We start from the raw sequence: 15249 nt of genomic DNA, 5'->3' as shown, positions 1-15249 counted from the left end.
GAGAAACTAATTGTCTATATCATGCCGCTTATACGCTGCCTGCTTCAAGAGGCGGCGCACCGCGATGACCGGCTATAAGGATAGATGACGTGAAATTGAGATGGTTTGCTTTTTTGATTGTGTTGCTTGCTGGCTGTAGTTCAAAACATGATTATCAAAACCCGCCCTGGAACCCGGAAGTGCCGGTGAAACGGGCCATGCAGTGGATGCCGATCAGTGAGCAAGCCGGGAAGGCCTGGGGCGTCAGCCCGCGTCTCATCACGGCGATTATTGCGGTGGAGTCCGGCGGTAATCCCACGCTTGTCAGCAAGTCCAACGCGGTGGGGCTGATGCAGCTTAAAGCGTCAACGGCGGGGAGAGAGGTTTATCGCTACATGGGCTGGAGCGGCCAGCCGTCGACCAGCGAGCTGAAGAACCCGGAACGCAACATTTCAATGGGCACGGCCTACCTGAGCATCATGGAGCATGGCGTGCTGAAGGGGATTAAGGATCCAGAGGTGATGCAGTACGCGCTGGTGGTGTCTTACGTTAACGGTGCCGGCGCGTTGCTCAGAACCTTCTCCTCTGACCGCAAAGAGGCGATAGAAGAGATTAACGGCATGGACAAAGACGAATTCTTTGAACATGTGGCGAAAAATCACCCGGCACCACAGGCGCCTCGTTATATCTGGAAAGTACAGAAAGCGATGGATGCCATGTAATGCCGCAGACGGGCGGCGGTCACGCTGCCCGATTTCTTCACAGAACTTTATTTGCGCGTTCCCGCGCCTCTCGCTCCAGGGAATAGATAATACGCTGAAGCTCACGCTCTGCTCCAGGCCCGACGTTGAGGAAACGAAAGCTCAGACGCGGCGTGGTAATGGTTTCATTTTTGCTGTCCACGACGGTGCGGTCGCTGATCGCAATCAGCTGTGCATCGAAATAAAAGCGACCCCAGCCTCCCATATCCAGTTCGATTTGCGTAAACCGCATGCCCTCTACCAGCCCGTCCGGTTTCGGCGTGTCCATCAGCGCGCCCATGCCGCCCAGCGACAGATCGAAGAGGCGGAAGCGGATCTCTTTTTTGTCCGGCATTTTGGCCTTACAAAAATAGGCGGGATGGAGCGGGGCGCTGATGCGGAAATATTCACGACGCTGAACAAACCAGAGATTGGTCGGAAGCGGGGTAACAAAAGCCGGCAGTCCCTGGTATTCGCTCAGTTCCAGCCGCGACAGGACAAACTCCACTTTGGCGCCCTGCGTTTCGGCCATCACCGCGATATTCTCCGCTTTCAGCGCCGCGCGGTTTTCATACTCCTGACTGCCTAAATCAATCACCAGCCGATCCTGCGAGGCGTCAAGGATCTTGCTGATGAACTGATTATTCGACCAGCTGATGCGCAGCGGCACTTCACCTTTTTGCAGGTCGCGTAATACCCCTAATACAGCCAGCGGATTTTGCTTGAGGAACTGCTCACTGTAATGACTCACGCCGGATGGCTCCTTGATTGATGACAGACTGTCTTAGCGTTATCGGCAATCTGCAATGAAACTTAATACAAACCGGTGAGTTTTTTTTGCCTGTTTAACCAAAGATAAGTCGGTGAGATGAAAATGGTTTTCCGGCGATGACCTATACTTAAGTTAGCTGCGCAGAAGGTTTTCTGCGCACGCGTTAAACCTGCAAGAGGGCATCGCTATGGGTATCATCGCCTGGATTATCTTTGGTCTTATTGCTGGCGCTATCGCTAAACTGATCATGCCGGGAAACGATGGCGGCGGCTTTATTTTGACCTGTGTACTCGGGGTCGTTGGTGCGGTTGTGGGCGGCTGGCTGGCGACGATGTTTGGCTTTGGAGGCAACATAAGTGGTTTCGACCTGCACAGTTTTCTGGTCGCTGTCGTGGGTGCCATTGTGGTGCTGGGCATATTCAGGTTACTGCGACGAGCATAAATTGACGTAAACGGCTCTCTGCGGAGGGCCGTTTTTTTTGCCTGAGTATTGATTTGTTAATCTAAATGATAATAATTGTCGTTCCGTATTGCATCTAACAACAAGACGACATTATGAATACCTCACGTTTTACGCTTTGCGCTCTGGCAGGGGCCGTCACGCTGGCATTGCAGGTCCCGGCGTTTGCCGAAGAATCCACCATCGTCGTCACGGGCTCAGAGCAGGGCAGCGCGCTGCCGGCCTGGACGAACAGCGCCACGAAATCGGCCGTTGCCGAAAGTAAAACGCCGCAGGTCATCACGACCCTCTCTGCGCCGGAAATTGAAAAGCGTCACGCGAATTCGGTGAATGAAATCCTGCGCTATGCCCCGGGCGTCTCAACCGAGGTGCGGGGGAATACCTCCTACATGAGCGAATATAAAATTCGTGGCTTTACCGTTGACCAGGAGTTCTACAACGGGCTGCAGCTGCCCTATAACGTCACCGGCAATACCAAAGCGCGCATCGATCCGCTGCTGATCGACAGCGTTGATATCCTGAAAGGCCCCTCATCGGTCCTTTACGGCGGCGGTTCGCCGGGCGGGCTGGTGAATATTCAAAGTAAAAAACCGCAGCGGGAAGCCCGAACCGAAATCGGCGTTAACACCGGAAACCGTAATCTGAAAGAGGGCTATCTCGATTCAACCGGGCAGATTGCCGACAGCGACTGGAACTACCGTCTGCTGGGCAAAGCCACGGAAAACGACGATCAGCCGCACACTACCCGGTATGAAAACTACCTGGTTGCGCCGTCCGTCACCTGGCAGCCCGACAGCAAAACCCGCCTCACCCTGGACGCGCTGGCGCAAAACACCCCGAGCCTGACGCCGTCTAACCCGCTGCCGCTCGCCTACCTGCACTCGAAATATGCGGGCAAGCGCGATTATGCCGGAGACGAATGGAGCGGGTTTAAGCAGCGTCAGTGGATGCTGGGCTACAGATTTGAACATGAGTTTGACAGCGGCTGGGGCTTTAATCAGAAAGCGCGCTATTTCGACGTCGATACCCACCAGCGCAGCGTCTACGCGACAGGGACGGGAAGCGAGGCGTATCAGCTCAACCGCTTTGCCTACACCACCGATGAAGACCTTAAGAGCTTCAACATCGACAACCAGGTGACCAAAACCGTTGCGCTGGGCGAGTGGAAACACCATCTGCTGGCCGGGTTTGACTATCAGAAGCTGAACTCCCATTTCCACTATCGCTACGCGTCGGCCACGCCGGGCATCGATATGCGGCATCCTGACTATTCGCAGATCCAGGAAAGCGCGCTGGGGCTCTATACCGCCCAGAAAAACCGTCTCAGCTACCAGCAGAACGGCTATTACTTACAGGATCAGGTAGAGTTTGGCGGCCTCAACCTGCTGGGCAGCCTGCGCTACGACGATTACCGCTCCGTTACCACCAACTACCTGCAAAACGGTGATAAAGCCTGGGTATCGCAGGATCGCGTCACCAAACGCCTGGGCGCGCTTTACGCCTTCGATAACGGGATTTCGCCGTTTATCAGCTATTCAGAAGGTTTCGCGCCGGTGTCACCGCAGGGTACGCTCGTGGCGAAAGACGTCAAACCGACTACCAGCAAGCAGGTGGAAGGCGGGGTGAAATATCTGCTGGCCGACTACGCCACCACCTTTACCGCCTCGGTGTTTAACATCCGGCAGAAAAATGTCGTCACCTCCGATCCGGGCTTCCTGAACTATCGTCAGACCGGGGAAGTGGAATCCAAAGGGGCAGAGCTCTCCGCCATCAGCCGTCCGACGGACAACCTGACGCTGATTGCCAACTATGCGTACACCCACGCGATCAACCGGGAAGATGACAAATACAAAGGTAAACGTCCAACGCAGGTGCCGGAGAATGCCTTCAACCTCTGGGGGGATTACACCTTTGACAACACGCCGCTGAAAGGACTAATGCTGGGAGCGGGCGCACGCTACACCGGGCCGATGGAAATCTCTCCGGCAAACGATGCGGGTAAGCTGGGCGGCACCACGCAGTACGATCTGGCGGCTTCCTACCGGATGGGTGAAATCCTGCCCTCGCTGGCAGGGCTAACGCTTAAAGCCAGCGCGCAGAATATCACTAATAAAGAGACGCTGACCTGCTACGACGCGACCAACTGCTGGATTGGGCGTGACAGGACGTATCAGTTAGGGGCGAGTTATAGTTTCTGACGATCGTTTCCCTTTCCCGGTGCTGAGGGATCTCCAGTAAATTTTTAACCAGAAGCGATTCTGTTTTTTAAAGTGAAACGATTTATTCGCAGCGACGCCATGGTCCGGCTGTAAATCGCTGAGGCGTTTCCTGAAGGCCGGGGCGAGGCGCATGGATGCGCCGAGAGGGCGGGCTTTACAGGGACGTTACCTCCGCCCGTCCCCGATAAGCCGGAAGGAATAAGACGAGGGCACCGCGAAGCGGCGATTTACCGCCGGGAGCCCGGGTCGCCAGGGTGGTGGCGATTGAGCCACCCTGGCACGTTCACAGGCCATGTCGTTACAGAATAGCAAGGAACATAAAGTGAACGGAATGACCACCGCAGCCGTATGTTCCCCTCACCCTAACCCTCTCCCCAAAGGGGCGAGGGGATTGTTCGCTACTCGCATTAATTTGTGAGGATTAGAGCCAGCACGCGCAGGCCGGGTAAGGCGTAGCCGCCACCCGGCAATACCCTCACTGCGCCGCAGCTTTCACCGGCGCAGCCTCCTCATTCGCCGCAGGCTGATTCTCCGGCACGCTGTCGCACGGTTTTGCTTTCGGACAGACCCGATCCAGCATTTTCAGCGTTACGCCGTTACTCCAGCCGAAGCCGTCCTGCAGCGGATACTCGCCGCCGCCGCCACCCGTACCGGTTGTCGACACGTCATACTTCTCGACCAGTTTCTTTTCGCGGTCGTAAGTATGCTGGACGTTCTTCAGGAAGCGCCAGGTCACGTCCATCGAGACCTTTTCTTGCCCGTAATTCTGCAGCCCTTCCGCGGCCACCCACTGCAGCGGGGCCCAGCCGTTTGGCGCATCCCACTGCTGGCCGCTATTGACGGTGGTGGTCGCAATACCGCCCGGCTTCAACAGGCGCGATGAGGTTGCCGCAGCGACTTTATCGGCCCGGTCCTGCGCCGCCGCCTTCACGTAAAGCGGGAACAGGGCTGCCGCCGTGAGCTGATTGCGTACCTTCTTGCTTTTCAGATCGTAATCCGCGTACCAGCCCTCTTTATCATTCCACAGGTGGCTCTCGATGGCTTTCTGACGCGCCGTCGCCAGCGCCTCGTATTTACTTGCGCTGGCGGCGTCGCCACTCTCCTGGCTTGCCCGCGCCAGCAGTTTTTCCATCTTGAACATCAGGGCGTTCAGGTCCACGGGGACAATGCTGGTGGTCCGGATGGTGCCGAGCTTTTGCGGATCGTCCATCCAGCGCGAGCTAAAGTCCCAGCCCGAGGCCGCAGCGGAACGCAAATCACGGTAGATCTCGGTCGCAGGCCGGTTAGGGTTACTTTTGGCGGTATTCACGTCGTCAAGCCATGACTCCGGGCGCGGGGTATCGCGGTCGTCCCAGTAGCGGTTGAGGATAGCGCCGTCGTCCAGCTTCACCACGCGTTTGTTAGCCTGCCCCGGCTGAAGGGCGTCGACGCCGTCCATCCAGTAGGCATACTCTTTCTCCATCTGCGGGCGGTACTTCTTCAGCGCATCGCTGTCGTGGGTCGCCAGCAGTTCAACCATCATTGAGAAAAACGGCGGCTGGGAGCGGCTCAGGTAATAGCTGCGGTTGCCGTTGGGAATGTGGCCGAAGGTGTCAATCTCATACGCAAAGTTATCCACCATGTCGCTGATTTTGTCCCAGTGTTCGCTCTCCGCCAGGCCCAGCATGGTGAAATAGCTGTCCCAGTAGTAGACCTCGCGGAAACGGCCGCCGGGCACAACGTAAGGTTTGGGTAACGGCAGAAGGGAATCCCATTTGTTGCTGGCTTTATCCGTGGTGCGCGTCAGTACGGGCCAGAGATCGTCGATGTGCTCACGTAAACTTTGTCCAGCAGGCGGAACATATTTTTCCCCTTCCGCAGGGAGCGTAAAGTTCATCTCGACAAAGTGGCGTAAGTCAAAGCTGGACTGCGCGTGCTGCATCCGGTAATCCGCCAGAATCATCAGCGGGTCGCTTTTGGGGACGGCATCCGCGAAGGTTTTCTGATCGGGAAACAGTTTGGCGCTTTGCACATCGTTAAACAGAGGGCCCAGCAAAATATCGGGTGAGGTTGTCTGGGCTGCGGGGCTATCGTCGGCATAACCGCAAGTCGTGACGCCGAGCAGCGCGCCTCCTAACGCAAGGGGCAAGAACGCGGGGCGTAGTGTACGAGGTCTTATCATCAGTTCGTCTCCTGTCTTCACTAAACAGCGTGACCGCTGTTGTCAATCACCTGAAAACCTTAGACGAATATTGCCCGCTTCGCGTTAATAATTGCCTGCCCGTCAGACCTCTTCCGGCGTCTGTCTGGCTTCCCGCAGCGTGCCCGGCGCATGTCCAATGATGCGCTTAAATGCCCGGCTAAATGCCGCCAGAGAGCCGTACCCGAGCCGCAGTGCGACGGTTTCAATCGGCTGATTTTCGTGGCGAATGTACTGGATGGCCAGCCGCATCCTCAGCTCGCTGAGATATTTTGCCGGGGTGGTTCCCGTCGCGGCCAGGAATCGTTCGGCGAACACGGAACGGGACGTGCCCGCTTCTTTTGCCAGATCCGCCACGCTCCAGTTCAGGCCGGGCTGCTGGTGCATGGCGTAAATGGCCCGGCTCAGGCGCGGGTCGCGCAGAACCTGCACCCAGCCGGTGGCTTTACCACATCCGCCTTCAACCCAGCCGCGCACGATTAACGCGGCCACCACGTCGGCCAGACGCGCAAGGATCCCGGCGTACCCGGCCTGACGCGAAACGGATTCCCGCTCCATCGCCGCCAGCAGCGGGTGGATCTCCGGCCAGGTGGACATCAGCCGGCTGACCATCATCACTTCCGGCATCGCCTTGATCAGCGGCTGCATCCCGCCCAGCTCAAAATCCATGCATCCGCTAAAGATGATGGTGTTCTCGCTTTCCGGGCAGGGTTCGCAGGTGATGGCACACACCGAGCTGCAGATGGGCTCGCTGGGAAAGGCATTGATGGGCGTAATGGTTGCCCGCTCGTCAGAGAGCAGAGCATGGGAATCACCGCAAGGAATAAAGAGGGCATCGCCGCTGCTCAGTTCGAACGTCGCACCGCTTTCCATTCGCAGCAGGGCGCTACCGTGGCTCACAAAATGAAACTGCGCCCTACCGGGCGCCTGATGGAAGGCGACGCCAAACGGCGCGCTGGCCTGGATCCGCCGGTATTTCACACCTGACAGACGCATGCCGCGTAAAAGTTCGCTGATCAGATCGGGTGACTGTACGGTCATGGCGCAACTCCGGACGAATAATCAATAAGTGGAGATTATATGTCATAGATCGTCCAGGGTGAACCTTCTATGCTTTTGCGACAGTTGTCACATTTTTATAACGGGAGAAAAACAGATGAATTCATGTGTCGCGGCGAGCGAGGCGGTAGCGCCTGCAAAACCCGCCTGGCGGGCCGTCTATTCACTGGGGCTGGGGGTGTTTGGGTTGATTACGGCAGAATTTCTGCCCGCCAGTCTGTTAACGCCGATGGCCGCGAGCCTGGGCGTAAGTGAGGGAATGGCCGGACAGGCCGTCACCGCCACTGCGCTGGTGGCGCTGGTAACCGGACTGCTGATTACGCCGGCGACCAAAAGCATCGACCGCCGCTGGGTGCTGATGTTTTTCTCGGTCCTGCAAATTATCTCCAGCCTGCTGGTGGCCTTTGCGCCGACGCTGCACGTCCTGCTGATGGGGCGTTTGCTGCTCGGGGTAGCCATCGGGGGATTCTGGGCGATGTCGACGGCGACCACGATGCGCCTGGTTCCGGCGGATAAAGTGCCGAAGGCGCTGGCGGTGATCTTCTCCAGCGTATCGATAGCCACGGTGGTCGCGGCGCCGCTCGGCAGCTATCTGGGCAGCCTGATCGGCTGGCGCAACGTCTTTGTTCTCTGCATTCTGCCGAGCATGCTGGCGCTGCTGTGGCAGCTCTGGGTCCTGCCGTCCATGAAGCCGGAGAGCAGCGGCAGCCTGAGTACGCTGTTCCGCGTGCTGCGTCGTCCGGGGATGATCGGCGGCATGCTGGCGACCATCCTGATTTTCAGCGGCCATTTCGCCTTCTTTACCTACCTGCGCCCGTTCCTGGAAACGGTGGGGCAGGCGAGCGTGGAGACCATTTCGCTGATCCTGCTGGGCTTTGGGCTGGCCAACTTTGTCGGCACCTCGGTTGCCGGGCATCTGCTGGCGCGTAATCTGCGCCTGACGCTGGCGCTGGTGCCGTTCGCAATGGGCGTTCTTGCGCTCACGATGGTGGCATTTGGTCATCTGGCGATGCTGGACGGGTTCCTGGTCGCGCTGTGGGGCTTTGCATTTGGTCTGGTTCCGGTGGGCTGGTCAACCTGGCTTGCCACTACCGTTCCGGATGAAGCCGAAAGTGCAGGCGGGCTGCTGGTGGCCTCAATTCAACTGGCGATAAGTGCCGGTGCGGCCGGGGGCGGCGCGGTATTTGACCTCAACGGCGCCAGCGGGGTATTCGCGGGCAGCGGTCTTTTGCTGGTAACGGCAATGGTAATTGTGTTTATGGGCGTGAAAGTGAAAGCAGAGTGAGTCTTTTCCCTCTCCTTGGGGAGAGGGACTTAACGGTTGTTCATTGTTCTATGCTGTTGCTCTTTCATTCCAGGTGTCTTTAAACATGATATTCCCGTCGCAATATTTCCATTCAATCGATTCATAACGGAGTTCGACTTCTTCCATATGCGCACTTGCGATACCGAGCGGGTGCAATACTGGCGAGATCCTGGTTATTTTGACGTTTTCCAGAGTGATATTGAAGTATTCGCGCTCAATACCGGCGTCATCAATTTTATACATTTTGATTAATGCAGATTTGAAGGTTTTGCCTGTACATACAGCACGAAATAAATAGGGTGTGATGCGGTCTATTTCTTTTTCAAAGGTGATTGGAACATGAAGGCGCGTTCCTGTCAGTTTTCCCGTGTTGGAACTGGTGGGGATCCAGACGGAGTGATTAAACGATTTGAGTTCGGTAGAGCCCAATCTTGTAGGCATTAAACACTCGCCTGAAACGGGCGCGTTATTTTCATCAGTAAACCATATATGTGCTGGCGTAGACATGTTTCATCCTTTTGGCTCGTAGAAGTACGCTATATAAAAAACAATCACAACAATAGCCCCAATGATAAGCATTGCGGTTTGGTCATCCTCGATGAAGGTAGCTGGTATCGTTGATAAAGTCACAATGACAAAAATTGTGCCATATGCTTTCAAATCATTCTTCCAGTCTTCGATAATAAGTTTAATGATGCTCTTAATGAATTCTCGCATTATTGGGCCATTTTTATAAATGCCTTCGTAATATCATTGTCTGATGCTGTATAAATATTCAGGTAGCCAGCTTTCATTATTACGGGTTCGATGAGAAAGAACATCATTTCAATATTTTCCATATATAATGCATGGTAAAATAACGGAAGGTTTTTTTTAAGATTATTGGCACTGTCGGCAGCGTGTTGAATCATTGCATAACCGTTTAACACTAAAAATACGCCACCCGTTCTCCCAGCAACTTTTGTCATTAACACCCTTTGCACTGCGGTATTCATTTGATTGCTATAACATATGTACTTTGTAACAGCATAAATTAAGCCGAATTTCGAAGCTTGTTTAACTGAATAATTGGTTGTGAAGGGTATGACTTTCTGGAGTATGCTTTTTTTCTCATCTTCACTTCTGTTTTTAAGCATTGTTTCTAAATATATCTTAACCATGCGGAAGATTAAATCTCTGTGTTTAACTAATTCTACAACACCAAAAATGAACCTCTTGTCTTCTGAGCGCAATTGTGTACAGACATCCTGATAATTGTCTGTAAAGCAAGACGTATAATAAAGCAATCGCGTGGTGGCATCACCAAGATTGTTTAAATATTCTATGGCACCATCTTTTACCCCCGCGACGGCACGATCGAGCCTTACTGCGAGATCTTTATCGGATCCAATTCTTTCTATAATTTCCTTGCTGTAATACATAATATGTCCCTGTTGTGTGCAGGGTGTATCATGGTCTACGTTATCGACTAAGGACAGTGATCGGACTCGCAATTTTAAACGTAAAATAAAGAATAAATATTAACCTATTTTCTAAGTTAATTGGTGCGTTTTTATAATTGATGCGATGAATTAGAAAGAGTTAAATAATCTTGAGATTATTGAGAATTATATATTCAGCGAGGAAGGGGGAGATATTACTGAATGATGACATAATGTGTAGGCCGGGTAAGCGCAAGAGCCACCCGGCACCACGGTAAGACTTACAGCCCTTTCTTATCCATCAGCACCGCCAAATCCACCAGACGGTTAGAGAAGCCCCACTCGTTGTCGTACCACGCCAGGATCTTCACCATGTTCCCGCCAATCACCAGCGTGGAAAGCCCGTCGATAATTGAGGAACGTGGGTCACCCTGGTAATCGCTGGAGACCAGCGGTTCATCGCTGTAGCCCAGAATGCCTTTCAGAGGTCCGCTGGCGGCCGCGTTGCGGAACGCGTCATTCACCTCTTCGGCTGTTACGTTACGGCTCAGCGTTACCGTTAAATCCACAATCGACACCACCGGCACCGGCACGCGCAGGGAGTACCCGGTCAGTTTGCCGTCCAGAGAGGGGATCACTTTCCCCAGCGCTTTTGCCGCGCCGCTGGAGTAAGGCACAATCGACAGCGCCGCCGCGCGCGCGCCGCGCAGATCTTTCTCAGGCTGATCGTGCAGCGCCTGGCTGTTGGTGTAGGCGTGCGTGGTATTCATCAGGCCATGCTCAATCCCGAACTGCTGATGCAGAACCTGAGCGGCCGGCGCCAGGCCGTTCGTGGTGCAGCTCCCGTTACTCACCACCGCGTGACGGGCGGGATCGTACTGCTCGTGATTAACCCCCATCACAATCGTCAGGTCGTCGTTCTTCCCGGGGGCGGAAATGATGACGCGCTTAGCGCCGCCGTGGGTGATATACACCGCCGCTTTTTCCCGCTCGGTAAAGAAGCCGGTGGCCTCAATCACCACGTCAACGCCGACGTCACGCCACGGGATATTCGCCGGATCGCGTTCGCTAAATACGGCGATCCGCTGCCCGTCTACCTGCAGCGCGCCGTCTGCCGCTTCAACCGGGGCGGGAAGCTTGCCCAGAAGGGAATCATGTTTCAGCAGGTGGGCGAGGGTTTTACTGTCCGTCAGATCGTTAATGGCCACAATCTGCAGATCCGGGTTACCCAGCGCCGCGCGCAGGAAATTACGTCCGATACGGCCGAAACCGTTAATACCGACCTTAACCATGGTGCACTCCTTATCTCTGTTGTCTGGAGTCACTGTAGGCGTCGGGCCGGTTGGCGTAAACGACAAAAAAGGATCAGATTACGCCATTTTGCGGCAGTGGAAGCGCTGGCGGTACTCGCCGGGCGTGAGGTGAAGCTGTTTCTCAAAGATGCGGCGCAGGTTAATGCTGGTGCCAAACCCGCTTTGCTCGGCAACGCGTTCAAGGGAGTCATGGGTCTGCTCAAGCAGCTGGCGGGCCGCGGCAAGCCGCGCTTCGGTCACGTAGCGGGCCGGAGAAACTCCCGCGTCGCGGGTAAACACGCGGGTGAAATTACGCGGGCTCATTGCCGCTTTCTCGGCCAGATTTTCCACGCACAGGTCGGCGGTGAGGTTTTGCAGGATCCAGGTTTGCAGTTCGCTTATCGGGCCCGATGTGCCGGGCTGCTGCAGGCTGTAACGGCTGAACTGCAGCTGGCCGCCGGGACGGCGCAGATACATCACCATGTCCTGCGCCACGTCGCGGGCGAGGGTAAATCCGTAGTCGTCTTCCACCAGCGCCAGGGTCAGATCGAACCCGGAACTCACGCCGCCGGAGGTCCAGATGGGGCCATCCTGAATATACAGCGGACCGCCTTCGACGTGGATAGCCGGATACTGGACTTGCATCGTCTCCAGCAGCCGCCAGTGGGTGGTCGCACGGCGACCGTCCAGCAGGCCGGTCTGGGCCAGCAGCATCGCGCCGCCGCAGATGGAGGCTACCCGCCGGGCGTGCGGCGCAGCGAGGTGCAGCCAGTCCACCACCGCCGTGCTCTCCTGCTCGTTCATGCCGCGTCCGGTGATGATAATGGTGTCCAGCGGTTCACGCGGGTCCAGCTCCGGCAGGGGATAGTCCGCCAGCAGATTCAGGCCGGACTGGCCGTGGATCACCTGGTGAGGCTGGGTGGTGGCGATGATAATCCGGTAGCGCGGCTGCGCAAGCCCTTCCGGATGCAGCCGGTTGGCCTGCATCAGAATGTCGGCGATACCGGCGGCTTCAAACAGCATGCCGCCGTCGGGAACAATAATCAGGATCTTCTTCATGTCCTGAAAAGTACCTTTATCACAGAATAAGTCAAGCAGCGCGTGCGCCCCACGTTTCTGGCAAAGCAATGCGATTTAAGTTCTTTGTTATTTCAGGCGTTATCCCCGATCGTCAGAGAATTATCTCTGGCGAAACGGCGTCTGAAGGAATGAGTCAACGAAGCTCCCTCTATTTACATCCGCAACAACGCGAACAAATCCGCCACCTTGCATCGGGTTTTTTATGGCGCAGCGAACTGCCCACGTGGCTGTTGATTATCACTATTTATGCAGGCTGGTTTGCCACGCTGGCGTTCTGGCAAACGCTCGGCCTGCTGCCCGCCACGCTCCTGCTCATCGGGTTTACCGCCTGGTACATGTCCCTGCAGCATGAGCTGATCCACGGGCACCCCACGCGTTTTGCCTGGCTCAACCAGCTGTTTGGCACGCTCCCGCTGGCGGTCTGGTATCCGTATGGCCTGTACCGGGACTCCCATCTCGCCCATCATCGGCACCATAGCCTGACCCATCCGGTGGATGACCCGGAGTCGTACTATTTTACCGACGAGAGCTGGGCGCGCTTTTCCCCCTGGCAGAAACGTATGATTCGGGCGCGGAATACCTTCGCCGGGCGGCTGGTGCTGGCCCCGCTGCTGGATATCCTTCAGACGCTGGGCAGCGCTGCGGCGGCGTTTCGTCACCTTCAGCTGCGGGCAATGTCAATGTGGCTGATTCACGTTTTGCTGCTGGTGGCGCTCTTCGCCTGGATGACGCATACCGGCTTTTCACCCGTCTGGTTCGTGCTGGCGGTCAGCTATCCGGCGCTGGCGCTGACCAAGATCCGATCGTTTTTCGAACATCGCGCGGCGGACGACCCGCTGGCGCGCTCCGTTATTAATGAGGCGGGGCTGTTCTGGCGGGTGCTGTTTTTGAATCTCAACTACCATTCAGTACATCACGATCTGCCGGGCGTTCCCTGGTACGGGCTGAAGGCCATCTACGAGCAAAACCGGGAGGCGTACCAGCAGCGAAACCACGGTTTTCTCGTCAGGGGCTATGGTGAATGGCTGCGTCAGTTCTGGGTGAGACCCGTCGACGTCACCGTTCATCCCGCAAAACAACAGGGGGAAGGTTATGAGTAACCTGCTGGCGTTGCCCATGTATGCCGTGGATCGCGCCAATACCCGCGCGCTCTGGCTGGCGGTAAAGGGGCTGTTGGCCGCGCGCGGTGTGTCCGTCGATCGTGACCCCGGCTGGCCGGAGTCCGATCTGCTGAGGCACTGGCAACAGCCTGCGCTTATCCTCAGCCAGACCTGCGGTTATCCGCTGGTCACGCAGCTCCCGGACGTGCAGGTGGTCGGCTGTTTTCACTACGCGGCGCCGGGCTGCGAAGGGATCCAGTACCGCAGCTTTCTGGCGGTGCGCGAGGAGGATCGGCACCTCACGCTGGCGGGTTTTCGCGGACGTCGGGCGGTCTGTAATTCCCCGGATTCCCAGTCCGGCTACAATGCGCTGCGAAAAATAGTGGCTCCCCTTGCGAACGACGGTCCCTTTTTCGCGCAAACGTCCTTCAGCGGCAGCCATCGCCAGTCGCTGATTGATGTGAAACGCGGGGCGGGGGATATTGCGGCCATCGACTGCGTGACCTGGGCACTGCTGCAGCGCCATGAGCCGGAACGCCTTGCGGGACTGGCGGTCATTGGCCGCACCCCGCTGACGCCGGGACTGCCGCTGATCACCTCGCATGACACCTCGCCTGAAACGCTTAACGCCATTCGCGATGCGCTTCACGAGCTGGTGGATGCGCCGGAATACCGGGAGGTGCGCGACGCGGTGCTGATCGGCGGTTTTAGCGTGGTGACGCGGGAGGCCTACGCCTCATTGACCGCGTGATAAATCTCCTGCGCGTCGGTAAAACAGCGCAGCGCCAGCGAGGAGACGGGCTTCTGCCTGCGCATAATCAGGCCGACGGGAGCCTCAATGTTCGCGTCGGCGATGGGGACAATCCTGAAGTTGCCGTTCAGTGCCTCCAGCCCGTTGTTCAGCGGCATGACGGCGCAGCACACGCCGCTCTGAACCGCCTGAATGATCTGAAACGTTGAGTCGCTTTCGAAAACGGACGTGGGTTCGATGCCTGCAGATTTAAAGCTGGCCTCCATATGCGCCCGGTAGTGCATCCCTTTAGTCAGGAACCCCAGAGGAAAATCCGTCAGGTCGTGCCACGTCAGCGCTGCCTGGCCGAGCTTGAAATGGCGAGTGTCGTGCAGCAGGCCCATCTTCGTTTTTGGCAGCTGGATAACGTCAAACAGGCTGGTGTCGATGCTGTTGAGGTAGCAAATTCCCAGCTCAAGCTGATTGCGGCTGACGCCGTCGGCAATCTGCGCTGAGGACATGGAATAGAGGCTGTAGGTCAGCTCCGGGTATTTTTGCGTTAGCTGGCGAATAAAGATCATCGGATCCACGCTCGCCAGCGGCACCATCCCCAGACGTAATTCGCCCACCACCTGGCCTTTGCACAGCGCGGCTTCCGCCTGTAACCCGTCGTGTGCGGCAAGCAGGGCGCGGGCCCACGCGAGGATGCGTTCCCCCTCCGGCGTAAACCCTTCAAAGCGCTGCCCGCGCACGATCAGCACCAGCCCCAGCTCCTCTTCCAGGCTGCGGATGCGCATGGAGAGGGTCGGCTGGGTGACGTTGCACTGCGAGGCCGCTTTACCAAAGTGCCGGGTCTCGTCGAGTGCGATTAAATATTTTAACTGTTTAATATCCATCATTATCTCTGCGCGA

Annotated in this window: 14 protein-coding genes; 6 read left to right on the top strand and 8 right to left on the bottom strand. The window is 56.5% G+C overall.

The window, feature by feature from the left end; translation table 11 throughout:
* The first annotated feature begins 89 nt into the window (after positions 1-89).
* On the top strand, positions 90-701 hold the full coding sequence (gene emtA, locus QMN93_RS01525; RefSeq protein ID WP_033145813.1) for a membrane-bound lytic murein transglycosylase EmtA: 612 nt from the start codon (positions 90-92) through the stop codon (positions 699-701).
* 37 nt (positions 702-738) lie between these two features.
* Here the strand turns inward: emtA and QMN93_RS01520 are convergent, their stop codons facing one another.
* On the bottom strand, positions 739-1470 hold the full coding sequence (locus QMN93_RS01520; protein WP_023312174.1) for a flagellar brake protein: 732 nt from the start codon (positions 1468-1470) through the stop codon (positions 739-741).
* 208 nt (positions 1471-1678) lie between these two features.
* On the opposite strand from QMN93_RS01520, the gene QMN93_RS01515 reads away from it, so the two are divergent.
* Together QMN93_RS01515 and QMN93_RS01510 are read left to right on the top strand one after the other, a co-directional pair.
* Positions 1679-1933 carry a GlsB/YeaQ/YmgE family stress response membrane protein gene (locus QMN93_RS01515; protein WP_008502662.1) on the top strand — a complete coding sequence of 85 codons (255 nt, stop codon included), beginning with the start codon at positions 1679-1681 and terminating at the stop codon, positions 1931-1933.
* A 113-nt stretch (positions 1934-2046) separates the two neighbouring features.
* A complete protein-coding gene (locus tag QMN93_RS01510; RefSeq protein ID WP_193139459.1) occupies positions 2047-4149 on the top strand; it encodes a TonB-dependent siderophore receptor in 2103 nt (700 codons plus the stop codon).
* Positions 4150-4645: 496 nt separating this feature from the next.
* On the opposite strand, the gene QMN93_RS01505 is transcribed toward QMN93_RS01510, so the two are convergent.
* Positions 4646-6331, bottom strand: a complete 1686-nt coding sequence (locus QMN93_RS01505) for an alpha,alpha-trehalase (protein ID WP_058841376.1) — start codon at positions 6329-6331, stop codon at positions 4646-4648.
* Between the two features lie 102 nt (positions 6332-6433).
* Positions 6434-7390 (bottom strand): AraC family transcriptional regulator, encoded by a 957-nt coding sequence (locus QMN93_RS01500; RefSeq protein ID WP_193139456.1) that lies wholly within the window; start codon positions 7388-7390, stop codon positions 6434-6436.
* Between the two features lie 115 nt (positions 7391-7505).
* On the opposite strand from QMN93_RS01500, the gene QMN93_RS01495 reads away from it, so the two are divergent.
* The gene (locus tag QMN93_RS01495; protein ID WP_029740089.1) at positions 7506-8693 is read left to right on the top strand and encodes an MFS transporter; all 1188 of its coding nucleotides are present in this window, start codon (positions 7506-7508) and stop codon (positions 8691-8693) included.
* Positions 8694-8741: 48 nt separating this feature from the next.
* On the opposite strand, the gene QMN93_RS01490 is transcribed toward QMN93_RS01495, so the two are convergent.
* The 4 genes from QMN93_RS01490 to QMN93_RS01475 all read right to left on the bottom strand — a co-directional run bounded on the left by QMN93_RS01490 (position 8742) and on the right by QMN93_RS01475 (position 12486).
* Entirely contained in the window at positions 8742-9221 is a 480-nt protein-coding gene (locus QMN93_RS01490) for a type VI secretion system tube protein TssD (RefSeq protein ID WP_048977923.1), read from the bottom strand.
* Between the two features lie 209 nt (positions 9222-9430).
* Positions 9431-10135 carry a hypothetical protein gene (locus QMN93_RS01485; RefSeq protein WP_193139454.1) on the bottom strand — a complete coding sequence of 235 codons (705 nt, stop codon included), beginning with the start codon at positions 10133-10135 and terminating at the stop codon, positions 9431-9433.
* A 281-nt stretch (positions 10136-10416) separates the two neighbouring features.
* Positions 10417-11427, bottom strand: a complete 1011-nt coding sequence (gap, locus tag QMN93_RS01480) for a type I glyceraldehyde-3-phosphate dehydrogenase (RefSeq protein ID WP_193139452.1) — start codon at positions 11425-11427, stop codon at positions 10417-10419.
* Between the two features lie 78 nt (positions 11428-11505).
* A complete protein-coding gene (locus QMN93_RS01475; RefSeq protein ID WP_193139449.1) occupies positions 11506-12486 on the bottom strand; it encodes a GlxA family transcriptional regulator in 981 nt (326 codons plus the stop codon).
* A 149-nt stretch (positions 12487-12635) separates the two neighbouring features.
* On the opposite strand from QMN93_RS01475, the gene QMN93_RS01470 reads away from it, so the two are divergent.
* Both QMN93_RS01470 and QMN93_RS01465 read left to right on the top strand, forming a co-directional pair.
* The gene (locus QMN93_RS01470) at positions 12636-13607 is read left to right on the top strand and encodes a fatty acid desaturase (protein ID WP_193139447.1); all 972 of its coding nucleotides are present in this window, start codon (positions 12636-12638) and stop codon (positions 13605-13607) included.
* Entirely contained in the window at positions 13600-14358 is a 759-nt protein-coding gene (locus tag QMN93_RS01465) for a phosphate/phosphite/phosphonate ABC transporter substrate-binding protein (protein WP_193139445.1), read from the top strand. Before QMN93_RS01470 ends, QMN93_RS01465 begins: the two co-directional genes overlap by 8 nt.
* On the opposite strand, the gene QMN93_RS01460 is transcribed toward QMN93_RS01465, so the two are convergent.
* Positions 14337-15233, bottom strand: a complete 897-nt coding sequence (locus QMN93_RS01460) for a LysR family transcriptional regulator (protein WP_193139988.1) — start codon at positions 15231-15233, stop codon at positions 14337-14339. The genes QMN93_RS01465 and QMN93_RS01460 overlap by 22 nt on opposite strands.
* Between the last annotated feature and the right edge of the window lie 16 nt (positions 15234-15249).

The sequence above is a fragment of the Enterobacter sp. R-1.6.2 genome, assembly GCF_035064085.1.
Lineage (GTDB): Bacteria > Pseudomonadota > Gammaproteobacteria > Enterobacterales > Enterobacteriaceae > Enterobacter > Enterobacter asburiae_B.
The sequence above is the reverse complement of the archived record's forward strand: the minus strand, read 5'-3'. Positions and strand labels throughout refer to the sequence as shown.

What these genes read in the sequence shown, in the direction of transcription:
- gap (WP_193139452.1), bottom strand. Translation starts at nt 11,427, where the DNA reads ATGGTTAAGGTCGGTATTAACGGTTTCGGCCGTATCGGACGTAATTTC.
- QMN93_RS01510 (WP_193139459.1), top strand. Translation starts at nt 2,047, where the DNA reads ATGAATACCTCACGTTTTACGCTTTGCGCTCTGGCAGGGGCCGTCACG.
- QMN93_RS01505 (WP_058841376.1), bottom strand. Translation starts at nt 6,331, where the DNA reads ATGATAAGACCTCGTACACTACGCCCCGCGTTCTTGCCCCTTGCGTTA.
- QMN93_RS01490 (WP_048977923.1), bottom strand. Translation starts at nt 9,221, where the DNA reads ATGTCTACGCCAGCACATATATGGTTTACTGATGAAAATAACGCGCCC.
- QMN93_RS01475 (WP_193139449.1), bottom strand. Translation starts at nt 12,486, where the DNA reads ATGAAGAAGATCCTGATTATTGTTCCCGACGGCGGCATGCTGTTTGAA.
- QMN93_RS01470 (WP_193139447.1), top strand. Translation starts at nt 12,636, where the DNA reads ATGAGTCAACGAAGCTCCCTCTATTTACATCCGCAACAACGCGAACAA.
- QMN93_RS01500 (WP_193139456.1), bottom strand. Translation starts at nt 7,390, where the DNA reads ATGACCGTACAGTCACCCGATCTGATCAGCGAACTTTTACGCGGCATG.
- QMN93_RS01495 (WP_029740089.1), top strand. Translation starts at nt 7,506, where the DNA reads ATGAATTCATGTGTCGCGGCGAGCGAGGCGGTAGCGCCTGCAAAACCC.
- QMN93_RS01515 (WP_008502662.1), top strand. Translation starts at nt 1,679, where the DNA reads ATGGGTATCATCGCCTGGATTATCTTTGGTCTTATTGCTGGCGCTATC.
- QMN93_RS01460 (WP_193139988.1), bottom strand. Translation starts at nt 15,233, where the DNA reads ATGGATATTAAACAGTTAAAATATTTAATCGCACTCGACGAGACCCGG.
- QMN93_RS01485 (WP_193139454.1), bottom strand. Translation starts at nt 10,135, where the DNA reads ATGTATTACAGCAAGGAAATTATAGAAAGAATTGGATCCGATAAAGAT.
- QMN93_RS01465 (WP_193139445.1), top strand. Translation starts at nt 13,600, where the DNA reads ATGAGTAACCTGCTGGCGTTGCCCATGTATGCCGTGGATCGCGCCAAT.